The sequence below is a fragment of the Phreatobacter sp. genome, assembly GCF_016793595.1.
Classification (GTDB): Bacteria; Pseudomonadota; Alphaproteobacteria; order Rhizobiales; family Phreatobacteraceae; genus Phreatobacter.
This window is the reverse complement of record NZ_JAEULY010000018.1, coordinates 15,546-28,323: the sequence shown is the minus strand read 5'-3', so window position 1 is coordinate 28,323 and position 12,778 is coordinate 15,546. Positions and strand designations below refer to the sequence as shown.

The window sequence follows — 12,778 nt, the reverse complement described above, 5'->3', positions numbered from 1 at the left end:
GGGCATTCCTGCCGCCCGGCAAAACCTGCCGGGTTAACAATTGCCGTGTCGGAGGCGACACACATCCCTGCCCTAAGGCATTAAAATCGCCCGCGAAAACGCCTCCGAGACGGAAATTAACCTTTGATTAGGGTTAACGGGCCAGATTGCCTCATCAATAAGGCCCCGCGAGAATCGCCGGGGTTCGGCCGGGGACATCAGAATGAGCGATATCGTCCTTTCGAAAGGCATTCGCGGCAACCTCCTCTCGCTGATGAGCACGGCGGATCTGCGTGATCGCACGCAGTATCGCCTGTCCACCGGCAAGAAGGTCAACACCGCGCTCGACAATCCCGGCAACTTCTTCTCGGCCGCGATGCTCAACTCGCGCGCCACCGACATCACCAATCTGCTGGACGGCATCGGCACCGCCATCAAGACGCTGGAAGCCGCCGACAACGGCATCCGCTCCATCGTCCGCGTGGTCGAGAACGCGCAGGCCCTCGCCCGGCAGGCCCAGGGCTCGGCCGCGACCACCGCCCGCCTCGGCGGCATTCTGCCGACCATCGGTGGCGTGCAGGGCGCGCTGACGACGACCACCACCCTCACCTCGATCGGCTTCGCGGCGGGCGAGACGATCACCCTCGACACCGGCACCAACCGGACGACGACGCTGACGATCGCCGCCGGCTCGACGGTCGGCGATCTCGTCGACGCTATCAACAACAACACCAGCGCCGGCACGGCGACCGGCGCCGGCGTGGCGGTCGGCTCCACATCGGGCGCCGACGCGCGCGCCCTTCTGTCGCCCGACGGCCGCCTGATCGTCCAGACCGTCGGCACCCAGCCGCTGACCATCTCGTCCAGCAATGCCGGCGCGGCGCTCAGCAACATGGGCTTCCCTGCCCTCTCCGACCGTACGAAGCCTGCGGGCGAGATGAACGTCACGCGGACGAACATCGCCGCCCAGTTCTCGGAACTGCGCCGCCAGATCGACCAGCTCGCCAAGGATGCCGGCTTCAACGGCGTGAACCTGCTGGCGGCCGACACATTGCAGGCGATGTTCAACGAACGGCAGACGTCGTCGCTGACCATTACCGGCGTGCGCTTCACGGTCAGCGAGGACCTCGCGATCCGCGACCAGATGAACGGCTTCCAGACCGACAAGGACATCAACGAAGCGATGGCCGATCTGTCGCAGGCCATGGCCAAGCTGCGCTCCCAGTCGAGTGCCTTCGGCTCGAACCTCGCGCTGGTGCAGATCCGCCAGAAGTTCACGCAGGAAATGGCGAGCACGCTGAAGACCGGCGCCGACAACCTCGTCCTCGCCGACATGAACGAGGAAGGCGCCAACATGCTGGCGCTCCAGACCCGCCAGCAGCTGTCGACGCAGGCCCTGTCCCTCGCCAACCAGGCAGACCAGAGCGTGCTGCGCCTCTTCGGCGGCTAACCGTCCACGGAGCACTGCCGATCGGGATGGCAGGCGGCTGAAATTGCCACGGGACATGCCCCGGCACGTCAGCTTGACCATGGGGAAGTCGCATGCTGCATGAGCCGCCGGTGGCGACTTTCACATGCAATCAGGCGGTTTTCACATGGCACGCACATTCTGGCTGCTCGCAGCCAGCCTCTTCCTTTCGGCTCCCGTTTCATCCGCCTTCGCGCAATCATCCGCGCCCACCGCCTGCCCGGACGACTTCGCGGCCTTCGCGAACAACGCCGAACCACTGACCTGCATCTGCGATGCCGACGCCGTCCGTCGCGGCTCGGTCTGGGGCATGGATGTCTATACCGCCGATTCCTCCATCTGCCGCTCGGCCGCCCATGCCGGCGCCATCCCGCAGCGCGGCGGCACGGTAACGGCAGTGCCCGAAGCCGGGCGCACCAGCTATCCCGGCATCACCCGCAACGGCATTTCCTCGTCGAACTACGGCTCCTATGGTTCGAGCTTCCGCTTCGCGCGCTCGGGCGCTCCGGCCACGCCGACGAGTGCCGCGCGATCCTCTGCCCCGGTCGCGGCCGTCGGCCCCTGCCCGGACGATTTCTCGGCCCTCGCCGAAGGCGGCGAGACGCTGACCTGCACCTGCGACGGCGACTCGATAGCGCGCGGCGCCGTCTGGGGCATGGGTGTCTACACCGCCGATTCCGCGATCTGCCGCGCAGCGCTCCATGCCGGCATGATCCCGCGCAATGGCGGCCAGGTGTCGGTCGTTCCGGAGCCCGGCCGCAACACCTATCCCGGCGTGACCCGCAACGGCGTCACCTCCAGCAACTACGGGGACTACGGCGCAAGCTTCCGCTTCGCCGGCGAACCGCGCGCTGCAGCGCCCGCCACCGCGGCGGCGGTCACCGTCTGCCCGGACGATTTCGCCGCCTTGGCGGATTCGGGGGCAACACTGGCCTGCACATGCGATTCCGACGCGCTTGCCCGCGGTGCGGTCTGGGGCACGGATGTCTATACGGCCGATTCCTCGATCTGCCGCGCCGCGCTCCACGCCGGCATGGTCGCCCGCAATGGCGGCCGCGTTTCCGTGGTGCCGGAGGCCGGTCGCAACGCCTATCCCGGCGTGACCCGCAACGGGGTCTCCTCCAACAATTTCGGCGGCTATGGCGCGAGCTTCCGCTTCGCGGGCGAGCCGGTGGTCCGCGCGGCACCTGTCCGGGCGCCGAGCGCTGCTCCGGTGCAGCAGAACATCACCGCCGGCCTGCGCGAGCGCGGTCAGGTCGATCTCTACATCCAGTTCCGCCTCAACTCGGCCGAGCTGGAACTGTCCGCGGCCGCCTCCCTGCAGGAGCTGGCCAATGTCCTGAAGAACGATCCCGCGTTGCGGCTGGGTCTGGTCGGCCACACCGACGCGACGGGATCCCCGCAGCACAACCTGACCCTGTCGCTGCGCCGCGCCGAGTCGGTCCGCAACTGGCTGATGTCGCAGGGCATCTCGCCGGCCCGGGTTCAGGTCGACGGGCGCGGCCCGAACGAGCCCCTCGCGGACAATGCCACGGAGTTCGGCCGCGCGGCGAACCGCCGCGTTCAGGCTCTCAGGCTGTAGCGCCCGTCGGCATCACTTAACCACCTGGCGGAAGGGTGCAGCCGCGCTGCTCCCTTCCCTGCCTGCCGTGCTAGGATCGCCGCTGAATCGAATCGAGCGGAGGCCCGCATGGCGCTCAAGGTCGAACTGAAGCCCGGCGAGAAATTCATCCTCGGCGACAGCGTCATCGTCAACGATGATCAGCGCACCCGGCTCACCATCGAGGGAGAGGCGCCGATCCTGCGCGAGAAGGACGTGATGACGGTCGAGGCCGCCGACACGCCCTGCAAGAAGATCTACCTGATCGTCCAGCTCATGTACCTGTCCCGCGAGCCTGCGGCGCACCACAAGATGTATTTCGACCTGGTCAACGACGTGGTGAAGGCTGCGCCCTCAACACTTCGCTTTGTCGACGAGATCAACAATTACATATTAACCGGTTCCCTCTACAAAGCCCTGAAGGCCACCAAGGGCCTCATCGAGTACGAAGGGACTCTGTTGGGTCATGCATCACGGGGCAGCAGCGTACGCGTCGACGGCTAGGGTCACCGCAACGGCCAGTCCGCGCGAGCTGGAAGCCAGCCTGTTGCTCAAGGCGGCCGCCAAGATCCAGTCGGTCAAGGACCAGTGGCCGCAGAAGGCCGGCGAGCTCGGCGCGGCGCTGGCCTATAACCGCAAGCTCTGGACCATCCTGTCGACCTCGGCGACCAAGCCGGACAATCCGCTGCCGCTGGCCATCAAGAACAACATCGCCAATCTCGGCCTGTTCATCTTCCAGCGCACGGTCGATATCGAGATCGAGCCCGCGCCGGAGAAGCTGGGCATTCTGGTGTCGATCAATTCGAATATCGCCGCTGGCCTCGCCGGCCGCGGCTGAGCGCAAGCCGGATCGCGCGGGGCGCGCCCTCCGGCGCGCCGACCCCGTCAGAGATATTTCAACAGCGACAGCTGCGACAGCATCGACGTCGTCTGGAAGCTCGCCTGCAGATTCGTCTGCATGGCGAGGATCTGCACCGCGACTTCGTTGTCATCGACGCCCTCGATGTCGGTCAGCAGACCGCCCAGCATGGCGGTGCTGTCGGTGTGCCGCTTCTTCGCGGAAGCCGCTCCGGTATTGGCCGCCGCGATCTCCACGCGGATCGACTCGACCGTCTGGGTTGCCTTCTCCATGCTGAGACCGGAGACGACACGTGGGGTCAGCGCCTGGTAGCGCTCCAGCGCGTTCGGATCGCTGGCGTCGAACCGCAGCGAGCCGGCCACCGCGAGATATTGCACAGTCGTCCGCAGCGCCTCCTCGTCGGCGCGCGCGCCGTATGAGACGGTCTGCGCGCTGTCGACCTCGGCGGAGGCGGTGAGGCGCGGATTGGTCGATTCCCGGTCGCCCTGATACCAGCGGACGGTGGTCGCATCGGCATTCTGCGGCGTGTCGTAGGCGACCGCGTCGGCCATGGTTCCGGAGACGCCAGCCACGAGGCGCTTCGGGACGCCGGTCTCGACCGGCGGCGGGCCGGCGAGCGCCGCCGGGTTGGTCTCGCCCTTGAAGAAGTCCTCGCCGGCCTTCACCGCGGAGGCGGCGGCCAGCTTGCCGCCGACCAGCTTGCCCAGCTGGGTGCCGAGCACTCCCCTCAGATTGTCCAGCGTCTCGGCCGATGTGGCGCCGATTCTGAACTCGTTCGACGCGACGACATCGGCGTCCGCGGCCGTCGCCGTCAGGCTGATCGTCTCGGTCGTGCCGTCCGGCAGGGTGAAATTGAACTTGAGCGACTGCCCGACCGAAGCATTGCCGGAGCCCGCCGCGATCGACACCGAGGCCGGCGGACCGGCCGTGGTGGTCGCCGCGATGCCGTCCACCGCGCCCGAAACCGTGCCGATCTTGAGGCCGAACGGATGCGCGCCATCCTCGGCGATCGTCACCGGCTGGACGCCGGAGGCCGAGACGGTGAGCCGCCCGGTCGCCGCTGGATTGCGCTCCGGCGACGCCGTGGCGACGCCGAGGTCGGCCTGCATGCGCTGGAGCAGCGTCGTGTTGAAGCCGTTCTTGGAGCCCTCGCCGTTGAGGAAGACCGAACTGTCGCGCACCGGCGGCGTCGCGGTCTTGCGACCTCCGAACACGTAGCGGCTGCCGTCATTGGCATTCAGCATCGACACGACGGCGTCGAGGCCGTCGGCCGCCGCCACCTGTCCGATGGTCCGGCCTGAGGACAGCGTGAACTCGTTCGGCTGCAGCGAGGTCTTGGCCGAGGCGGCGGTCTTCTGCACGCCGTTGAGCGAAGTTTCGATGATCGAAATGCGCGTGCTGACCAGCGAGATGTTCTGCTGCCACGAGCTGATCTGGCTCATGGAGGCGCGAAAAGCGAGCGCGAAGCCCCGGTCTGCGCCGAGGCCGCCATAGGTCTCCGACTTCTGGCCGGAGCCAAGCTGGCGCTGCAGGTCGGCGACCTGGTTCTTCATCCGGACGAAGTCGCTCGGACCCATTCCCGTCAGGATGCCGGAGGTGCGGATGGCCATGGCTTATCCTCACATCTGCCGCAGCATGTCGAACATCTCGCGCACCGCCGACATGACGCGCGCATTGGCGCCGTAGGAGGTCTGGAGCGTGATCAGCATCATCATTTCCTGATCGATATTGACCGCCGCCACGCTGTCGAACCGGGCCTGAAGCTGGGTCACGACGGCCTGCTGGCCTTCGGCGAGTTGCTTCGCGGTCGCGGCTTCGTTGGTCTGGTTGGTGATCACGGCGCGGGCATAGGACAGCACCGAGCCCTGCATCGGATTGGTCTCGGTGCCGAGCCCGCCGGCGGGCATGTAGTAGCGCCCGGCATGGGAGAGCGCGGTGGCCAGGAAGGACGGCCGGGTCGAATCCGACTCCAGCGTCGTGGAATTCATCTTCACCAGCGCGCTCGGATCGGCCTTCAGCGCACCATTGACGTCGATCCGCGCGGCGAGACCGGTGAACTGCGACCCCGAGCCGGTGATCCGGTCCGAATAGATGCCGCCGACCGCCGTATTGTCGACGAAGAAGGGCATGGCGGCGCCGCCGCCGGTCAGCGACTGCGCGGTGACGTTGGCGGCTGCGTTGTTGACGGTCGCGCCACCGGCCACGGTCGGGTCGGCGAGCAGCCGAAGGTTGCCGCCATTGACCGATACGCCGAAAGCGCCGGCCGGCGCGCCGGCGCTGGCAGCCCAGGTGTCGATCGCCGCCTGCATCTGGCTGGCATGACCAGCGGCTGACGAACCCGTCAGGCGGAACACGATGTCGTTCGGGTCGGCCGTCATGTCGTCCGACATCGGCACGGTCGTATCGTCGACCCGCTTGAAGGTGATCTTCTGGGTGACGCCGTTGGCGGTGAGCTGCAGCGTCACCGTATCGCCGTCGGCAAGGCCCGTGCCCAGCGCCATGTCGTAGCCGGTCGTCGGCCCGGGTCCGGCAACGGTCGCCGGAGTGGTCGTCGCCGAGCTTCCGAGCGCCTGCGCCAGGCCCGCGGCGATCTGATCGAGCTGCTCCTGGGCGGCCGGCAAGGCCTTGTCGCGCAGATCGATCAGCGCGGCGATCTTGCCGGACTTGAACACGCCGGCGGCGATCAGATCGACCTTGCCGGACGGTGTATCCGCCGTGATCGTGCCGACCGTCCGCTTCGCCGGATCCGCGTCATAGTGATTGGTCGGGCCGATGATGTCGCGGGCGTCGAAGCTCAGTTCCGGCTTGCTGGTGGAAAGCAGGACGAAACCGCTGCCGCCGTAGAGCTGCACGGCGCCGCGATCGTCATAGACCGAGCGGACATCGACATAGCTGCTGATCTCGGAAACGAGCTGGTCGCGCTGGTCGAGGAGGCCGACGCGCGACTCGTCGTCGAACGACACTTTCAGGCGGCCGTTGACCTTGGACAGGTCGGTCAGGAGGCTGTTGAGGCGCGATGTGGCGTCGGCCAGCCCCTTCTCGGCATCGAGGCGCATCGCCTGCGTCGAGGTCGACAGGCTGCGCAGCGTCTGGGCGACGACGGTGGCGGAGTTGATGACGCCGGAACGCGCCGTCTGGCTTTCCGGCGAGGTCAGCAACGTCTGGAACGACGACGAGAAATCGTTCAGCACGGTGTCGAGCGCGCGCGCCGAGCCCGGAGCGCCGAACATCTGGTCGAGGCGCGACAGGAACTGCGACCGCGTCGAGGCATAGCCCGCATTGGCCTGTTCGGTGACCAGCTGGCGCTGCACGAAAGCATCGTATTCGCGCCGGATCGACCCGACCGCGATACCCGAGATCTGGTCGCCGGCAAGCAGCTGGACCGGATCGATGCTCTTGCGCGTATAGGACGGGTTGCCGGCGTTCGAAATGTTCGCCGACGTCAGCGACGTGGCGATCGAGGTGAACCGAAGCCCCGACAGCGCATTGTTCAGAGCGCTAGTGAGCATGATCCGTCACTCCTTGACGAGGCTCATGATCCGCCTCAGCGGATCATGTTGATCGTTTCCTGCAGCATGGAATTGGACGTCGTGACGATCCGCGTATTGGCCGCATAGGCCTGCTGCGTGATGATCAGCTTGGTGAACTCCTCGGAGATGTCGACGTTCGACCCCTCGAGGCTCTGCGAGATGATCCGGCCCGGCGCGCCCATGATCGGCGGGCCGGAGCCCGACGTCTCCGCGAAGGCGCCGCCGTCGAGGCGCTTCAGCATGTTGTCGCCGTTGAACGAGGCGAGCGGGATCGAGAACAGGTCCACCGACTGGCCGTTGGAATAGTTGCCGCGCACGCGGCCGGCATCGGTGATGGTGACGTTCATCAGCTCGCCGACGGCGTAGCCGTTCTGGCCGATATCGGTGACCTGCACCGTGCCGTCGGCGCGCGCATATTGCGACAGGCCGCTGGTGCCGAGGTCGAGGGTCACGTTGCCGACGCTGGTGCCGTTGACGGTCAGGCCGGTGATGACGGGGTTGGTGGTCGGCGAGGTCAGCTGACCGGTCGGGCCGAAGGTGAAATCACCGCCGATCCGCGTCCAGGTTTCCGAGCCAGCGGCCGAGTTGGACTGGTAATAGGCGCTCCAGGTGTCGGAAACCGCCGGCGGACCGGCGGCGGCATTGGCCGTCTTCGCCCAGCGGACCTGGACGTTGGCCTGGTTGCCGAGCGCGTCGTAGACCGTCACCGAGCCGCCGGCGACCGAGGTCGAGACGAAGGCGGACGAATTGGACGGACCGATCGTCGCCGAGCCGATCAGCGTGGACGCCATCAGCTCGCTGCCGGGCACGGTCGAGCTGGCATTCGCCGTGGCCGGCACGGTCGGCAGGCTGGCCCGGTAGTTGATCTGGGTGGAGGCGCGCGCGGGGATGACGTCGTTGGTCACCTGGATCGGCACGGGCGAGGAGCCGAGCGGGTTGCCCGTCGTCCGGTCCAGACGCAGGCCGCGCAGATAGTAGCCGGCACCGTTGACCATGTAGCCGTTGGCATCGATCGTGAAGTCGCCGCGCCGGGTGAAATTGTTGACGGCGCCGAAGCTCGGCTGACCGTCGACGAAGCCCTGCGGCTGCTGGACAATGAAGTAGCCGTCGCCGTTGACGGCGAGGTTCGTGGTGATCGAGGTCGCGGAAATCTGGCCCTGGATCGTGTTGGTCGCCCGCGACTGGCCGGTGACCGAGCCGGACAGTTCGCGCTTCGGCCCGGAATCGGGGATCAGATCGATGAAGCTGGTCTCGATCCGCTTGAAGGCGGTGGTCTGCGAGTTGGCGATGTTGCCGGAGATGTTCTCCAGGGCATAGGCCTGCGCCGAGAGGCCGCTGACCGCCGTGGTCATTGCGCCGAAGATACCCATGAACCCCTCCGCCGGCGTCTTGCCGGTACCCGATCACGATGGAGCGCCACCGCATTCGGTCCCATGCCTAGCAGCGGGCATGCCACAGTCGCTCGCCGGGCCAGGCCGTTATTTGTCAGAGGCTTAGGTGGTAAACAGATCGTTTCCGGTGGTCAGCGAGGCAGTATCGCCTGTGCCGATCGGCAGATTCTGCCGGGTGTTGCAGCCGCCCCTGCCGGCCCCTACCCTGCCGCCCACATGCGGGGCTCCTGTCCCGCCAACCGATCCATACGAGGAAATTCCATGGCGTCCGGACGTTTCGAGGGGACGAGCGGCTATGTCGCGACTGACGACCTGAAGGTTGCGGTCAATGCGGCGATCACGCTCCAGCGTCCGCTGCTGGTGAAGGGCGAGCCGGGCACCGGCAAGACCGTGCTCGCCATCGAGATCGCCAAGGCGATCGGCGCGCCGCTGATCGAGTGGCACGTCAAATCGACCACCAAGGCCCAGCAGGGCCTCTATGAATACGACGCGGTCTCGCGCCTGCGCGACAGCCAGCTCGGCGACGAGAAGGTCAAGGACATCGCCAACTACATCAAGCGCGGCAAGCTCTGGGAAGGTTTCACCGCGCCGCAGCGGCCCGTCCTGCTGATCGACGAGATCGACAAGGCCGACATCGAGTTCCCGAACGATCTCCTGCAGGAGCTCGATCGCATGGAGTTCTTCGTCTACGAGACGAGCGAGACGGTGAAGGCCGCCCAGCGCCCGATCGTCATCATCACCTCGAACAACGAGAAGGAACTGCCGGACGCCTTCCTGCGTCGCTGCTTCTTCCACTACATCAAGTTCCCGGACACCGAGACGATGAAGGCCATCGTCGATGTCCACTTTCCCGGCATCAAGCAGAAGCTGGTCGCCGAGGCCCTGCGCATCTTCTACGAAGTGCGCGAGGTGCCGGGCCTGAAGAAGAAGCCCTCGACCTCCGAACTGCTCGACTGGCTGAAGCTCTTGATGGTCGAGGACATCGACGGCGATACCTTGCGCGAGAAGGACCCGCGCAAGGCGATCCCGCCGCTGCATGGCGCGCTGCTCAAGAACGAGCAGGATGTGCACCTGTTCGAGCGGCTCGCCTTTCTCGCGCGCCGCGGTTGAGGGACGCCGCGCGCCGCACTATGTCTCGGCGACGGATTTCGCCTGACATGTCGCTAGGTGCCATGTTCCTGACCAACGGCCATTCCGCTTCGGCTGCCCGTGCCGCCCTTTTGGGCGGTGCCCTGCTTCTGGCCGGCTGTTCGGCCGGTCTCGATGCCTCCCCGCCCCTTCCCATGTCCGGCCCCGGCGCATCGGCATGGGCCATCGAGCAGCAGGTCGCCCGCTGCCGGGCGACCCAATCCGGCGGCGCACGCGCGGGGATGGCGGGTGGCGGTGGCCTGTTCGTGTTCGGCGGCGTCACGGCCGTATCGCGCACGGATTCGCCCGAGAGCTGCGGCCCGGTCCTGGCGCTAACCGACGAGGATGTCGGAGAAATCCGCACGCTGACGCAGGCAACCGCCGCGAGCGCGCGCGGCCTCGAGACGAACTGGCAGAGCCGCGCCGGCGCACGGCGGGAGATCGTGCTGTCGGTCTATCCGGCGGGAGCCAGCGCCGGTCGTCCGTGCCGGACGGTGTCCGCGACACTGACCGTCTTCGGCGATGCCGCGGGCGCTCTGCTCGGCGCACCGCCGGTCACCACGCTGGAGGAACAGCGCCTCTGCCGGGCGCAGAGCGGCGTCTGGGAGCCCAGCTGAGCCGCCTGCCGGAATCGGCGTTCCGCCGCAGGACCCGCCGAAACTTGCGGCGGCTTGAACCGCCGTCACGACCACGCCCCTCCCCTGGCACAACCGTTTGACAGCCGGCCTTCCGCTCAACCGCAACGAGACAGCTATACGCAACGGGTCGGATTGGGCATACTGACGCTACGGAAGGTAAGAGATCATGAGCAATACACTCGCGGTCCTTCTGGCAGTCGGCGGCGCCGGCATCGCGCTTCTTGCGGTGCTGTTCGGCAGCAGTTCGTCCGACGGCGACAGCTCCAGCAGCGACTCCTCCGACAGCAGTGACAGCGGCGGAGGTGGCGACGGCGGCGGTGGCGGCGATTAGCAGCCCGTCATGGCCCGCAGGCCGGCATTTTCGCCTGCCAGTCCGATTGCGGGATGACCTGCCTGAGATCGAGCCCGTCGGTGAGCGTGATGTAGGTCTCGCCGCGCGCCGGCTTGAGGAAACTCGACATCGGCACCGGCCCGGCGGGAATGGGCGCCGTCCGGCAGCCGCCGGAAACCTTGATCTCCATGCTGCCGCGAACCCGCGGCCCGCGCACCAGCGACTCCCTGACACGCTGCTGGATCGCGGCGATGCGCGGCACGTCGGCCGGCGCGACGCGCCACACGCTGAGCGCATGGCCGCGTCGCGCCTCGCTCGCGATGGCCACCCTGTCCTGCTCCTCCGTCGTCTCGACAAGAACGAAGCGGTCCTCGGTGGCAGGCTGCCCGGCTCCGGTTGTCCGGACGGTCATGACGGCATCGCCCGGGCGTATGCGCAACATGTCCGGGAGCCTCAGGCCGGCGCGCACCTCGTCCATGTCCATGGACACGAAGTCGAGCCGCATCAGCCTCGGCAGGCTGGTGATCGGGGTGGACAGACAGCCGCCGAGAAACAGGGCGGCGGCGATGACGGCCGAACGGCGAACGAGGCAGGCAGCGCGCATGGGGACCTTCCATTTGACGACAATGATTTATTGTTTTACGATATTTTCTTACTGAGTCAAACGGAGATGCCCTTGTGACGCACATTGTCGATCGACGCCCCGCCGGAGTGGATGCGCGTCACTCCAGACTTGCCGCCTGGATGTCCGGGATAACGCTGGCGGGCATCGTGGCGGCCGTGGCCGGCACCTTCTGGGTGTGGACCGACAAGCAGCTGATCGCCTCGCTGCTTGCCCCGCACTTCGGTCTCGCCGGGCACCCGATCACCATCACTCCCATGGTGCAGCTTTCTGGCCTCGCACTGTCGGCGCCGCCCGTCGCGCTGCTTGTCTACCTGTTGCTGCAGGCGCGCGCGGTGTTCGAGGGTTTCGCGACCGGCCAGCGCTTCACCGACCTCGTCGCCATCCGCGTCGCACGGATCGGCTGGATTCTGATCGCCAAGGGCGTGCTGATGCCGCTATGGCGGGCGGCCGCGGGCGTGATCCTGACTCTGGCCAATCCCTCCGGCCAGAAGATCCTGGCGATCACGATCGGCCTCGACGACGTCCTCTGGGGCATCGTTGGCGCGCTGCTCGTCGCCATCGGCTGGACGCTGCGCGAGGGGGCCCGAATCGCCGAGGAGAATGCGAGCTTCATCTGATGCCGATCCTGATGAACCTCGATGTGATGCTGGCGCGCCGCAAGATGCGGTCGAAGGAGCTCGCCGCCCATGTCGGCATCACCGAAGCCAATCTGTCGCTGCTGAAATCCGGCAAGGTGAAGGGCGTCCGTTTCGACACGTTGGACGCCATCTGCGAAGCGCTCGGCTGCCAGCCGGGCGACCTTCTGGAGCATGTCGCCGACGGCGATCCGCGCCTCGATCCGCACTCCCGGGAGTGACCGTCGAATCCCGCACCGTGACGAGGGATCAGTGCCCTCGTCACGGCCTCCAACAGTTCCGCTTTGCCAAACAGCAACAAAACGCCTATGATTGCCACATGAGGACCGTGCTCAGCGCCTTCGCATTTCTGGCAATCCTCGTCTCGCTGCCCCTGTCGTGGTGGCTTCTTCACCGTCAGGACAGGTCGCCCACGCGGGATCGGGTCATTGCGGACCCCAGTGGCAGCCTCTTCCTCGCGGCCGGCATCGGCCATGTCTCGACCGGGGGTGGCGCGGGCGCCGATTGCGGCGCCGCGGGCGCCGACTGCGGCGGCGGCAGCGCGGGCGACGGCGGCTGATCCGCCGAAGGGCGGGATGACGGAGCGCCGACGAG

Annotated in this window: 14 protein-coding genes; 10 read left to right on the top strand and 4 right to left on the bottom strand. The window is 67.0% G+C overall.

Annotated features, from left to right (window positions below):
- The first annotated feature begins 202 nt into the window (after window positions 1-202).
- The 4 genes from JNK84_RS18570 to flaF all read left to right on the top strand — a co-directional run bounded on the left by JNK84_RS18570 (window position 203) and on the right by flaF (window position 3,885).
- Entirely contained in the window at window positions 203-1,429 is a 1,227-nt protein-coding gene (locus JNK84_RS18570; protein ID WP_293426497.1) for a flagellin N-terminal helical domain-containing protein, read from the top strand.
- A gap of 145 nt (window positions 1,430-1,574) precedes the next feature.
- A complete protein-coding gene (locus JNK84_RS18565; RefSeq protein WP_293426494.1) occupies window positions 1,575-3,029 on the top strand; it encodes an LCCL domain-containing protein in 1,455 nt (484 codons plus the stop codon).
- 108 nt (window positions 3,030-3,137) lie between these two features.
- Window positions 3,138-3,551, top strand: coding sequence for a flagellar biosynthesis repressor FlbT (gene flbT, locus JNK84_RS18560; RefSeq protein ID WP_293426491.1), 414 nt, complete (start codon window positions 3,138-3,140; stop codon window positions 3,549-3,551).
- Window positions 3,514-3,885: a flagellar biosynthesis regulator FlaF gene (gene flaF / locus JNK84_RS18555; protein ID WP_293426488.1), complete on the top strand. Its 372-nt coding sequence runs from the start codon at window positions 3,514-3,516 to the stop codon at window positions 3,883-3,885. The genes flbT and flaF overlap by 38 nt, the downstream gene beginning before the upstream one ends.
- 47 nt (window positions 3,886-3,932) lie before the next feature.
- Here flaF and JNK84_RS18550 read toward each other — a convergent pair whose 3' ends face one another.
- The 3 genes from JNK84_RS18550 to JNK84_RS18540 are packed head-to-tail and all read right to left on the bottom strand — an operon-like array spanning window position 3,933 to window position 8,806.
- On the bottom strand, window positions 3,933-5,516 hold the full coding sequence (locus tag JNK84_RS18550; protein WP_293426486.1) for a hypothetical protein: 1,584 nt from the start codon (window positions 5,514-5,516) through the stop codon (window positions 3,933-3,935).
- Between the two features lie 9 nt (window positions 5,517-5,525).
- Window positions 5,526-7,415, bottom strand: coding sequence for a flagellar hook-associated protein FlgK (gene flgK / locus JNK84_RS18545; RefSeq protein ID WP_293426483.1), 1,890 nt, complete (start codon window positions 7,413-7,415; stop codon window positions 5,526-5,528).
- Window positions 7,416-7,450: 35 nt separating this feature from the next.
- Window positions 7,451-8,806, bottom strand: coding sequence for a flagellar hook protein FlgE (locus JNK84_RS18540; RefSeq protein ID WP_293426481.1), 1,356 nt, complete (start codon window positions 8,804-8,806; stop codon window positions 7,451-7,453).
- A gap of 282 nt (window positions 8,807-9,088) precedes the next feature.
- On the opposite strand from JNK84_RS18540, the gene JNK84_RS18535 reads away from it, so the two are divergent.
- The 3 genes from JNK84_RS18535 to JNK84_RS18525 all read left to right on the top strand — a co-directional run bounded on the left by JNK84_RS18535 (window position 9,089) and on the right by JNK84_RS18525 (window position 10,924).
- Complete coding sequence (locus JNK84_RS18535) at window positions 9,089-9,937, top strand: AAA family ATPase (protein WP_293426478.1); 849 nt, start codon at window positions 9,089-9,091, stop codon at window positions 9,935-9,937.
- Window positions 9,938-9,984: 47 nt separating this feature from the next.
- Complete coding sequence (locus tag JNK84_RS18530; RefSeq protein ID WP_293426475.1) at window positions 9,985-10,572, top strand: hypothetical protein; 588 nt, start codon at window positions 9,985-9,987, stop codon at window positions 10,570-10,572.
- A gap of 187 nt (window positions 10,573-10,759) precedes the next feature.
- A complete protein-coding gene (locus JNK84_RS18525) occupies window positions 10,760-10,924 on the top strand; it encodes a hypothetical protein (RefSeq protein ID WP_293426472.1) in 165 nt (54 codons plus the stop codon).
- Window positions 10,925-10,931: 7 nt separating this feature from the next.
- Here JNK84_RS18525 and JNK84_RS18520 read toward each other — a convergent pair whose 3' ends face one another.
- Complete coding sequence (locus JNK84_RS18520; RefSeq protein ID WP_293426469.1) at window positions 10,932-11,528, bottom strand: hypothetical protein; 597 nt, start codon at window positions 11,526-11,528, stop codon at window positions 10,932-10,934.
- A 74-nt stretch (window positions 11,529-11,602) separates the two neighbouring features.
- Between JNK84_RS18520 and JNK84_RS18515 the strand changes: the two genes are divergently transcribed.
- The 3 genes from JNK84_RS18515 to JNK84_RS18505 are packed head-to-tail and all read left to right on the top strand — an operon-like array spanning window position 11,603 to window position 12,743.
- The gene (locus JNK84_RS18515; protein ID WP_293426466.1) at window positions 11,603-12,166 is read left to right on the top strand and encodes a hypothetical protein; all 564 of its coding nucleotides are present in this window, start codon (window positions 11,603-11,605) and stop codon (window positions 12,164-12,166) included.
- Complete coding sequence (locus tag JNK84_RS18510; protein ID WP_293426463.1) at window positions 12,166-12,405, top strand: helix-turn-helix domain-containing protein; 240 nt, start codon at window positions 12,166-12,168, stop codon at window positions 12,403-12,405. Before JNK84_RS18515 ends, JNK84_RS18510 begins: the two co-directional genes overlap by 1 nt.
- Window positions 12,402-12,743, top strand: coding sequence for a hypothetical protein (locus tag JNK84_RS18505; RefSeq protein ID WP_293426460.1), 342 nt, complete (start codon window positions 12,402-12,404; stop codon window positions 12,741-12,743). The genes JNK84_RS18510 and JNK84_RS18505 overlap by 4 nt, the downstream gene beginning before the upstream one ends.
- Window positions 12,744-12,778 lie beyond the last annotated feature (35 nt).

Bases quoted from the DNA above. Each gene is read 5' to 3' on its own strand.
- JNK84_RS18535 (WP_293426478.1), top strand. From the start codon at position 9,089: ATGGCGTCCGGACGTTTCGAGGGGACGAGCGGCTATGTCGCGACTGAC.
- flbT (WP_293426491.1), top strand. From the start codon at position 3,138: ATGGCGCTCAAGGTCGAACTGAAGCCCGGCGAGAAATTCATCCTCGGC.
- JNK84_RS18510 (WP_293426463.1), top strand. From the start codon at position 12,166: ATGCCGATCCTGATGAACCTCGATGTGATGCTGGCGCGCCGCAAGATG.
- JNK84_RS18540 (WP_293426481.1), bottom strand. From the start codon at position 8,806: ATGGGTATCTTCGGCGCAATGACCACGGCGGTCAGCGGCCTCTCGGCG.
- JNK84_RS18530 (WP_293426475.1), top strand. From the start codon at position 9,985: ATGTCGCTAGGTGCCATGTTCCTGACCAACGGCCATTCCGCTTCGGCT.
- JNK84_RS18565 (WP_293426494.1), top strand. From the start codon at position 1,575: ATGGCACGCACATTCTGGCTGCTCGCAGCCAGCCTCTTCCTTTCGGCT.
- flaF (WP_293426488.1), top strand. From the start codon at position 3,514: ATGCATCACGGGGCAGCAGCGTACGCGTCGACGGCTAGGGTCACCGCA.
- JNK84_RS18525 (WP_293426472.1), top strand. From the start codon at position 10,760: ATGAGCAATACACTCGCGGTCCTTCTGGCAGTCGGCGGCGCCGGCATC.
- JNK84_RS18570 (WP_293426497.1), top strand. From the start codon at position 203: ATGAGCGATATCGTCCTTTCGAAAGGCATTCGCGGCAACCTCCTCTCG.
- JNK84_RS18550 (WP_293426486.1), bottom strand. From the start codon at position 5,516: ATGGCCATCCGCACCTCCGGCATCCTGACGGGAATGGGTCCGAGCGAC.
- flgK (WP_293426483.1), bottom strand. From the start codon at position 7,415: ATGCTCACTAGCGCTCTGAACAATGCGCTGTCGGGGCTTCGGTTCACC.
- JNK84_RS18520 (WP_293426469.1), bottom strand. From the start codon at position 11,528: ATGCGCGCTGCCTGCCTCGTTCGCCGTTCGGCCGTCATCGCCGCCGCC.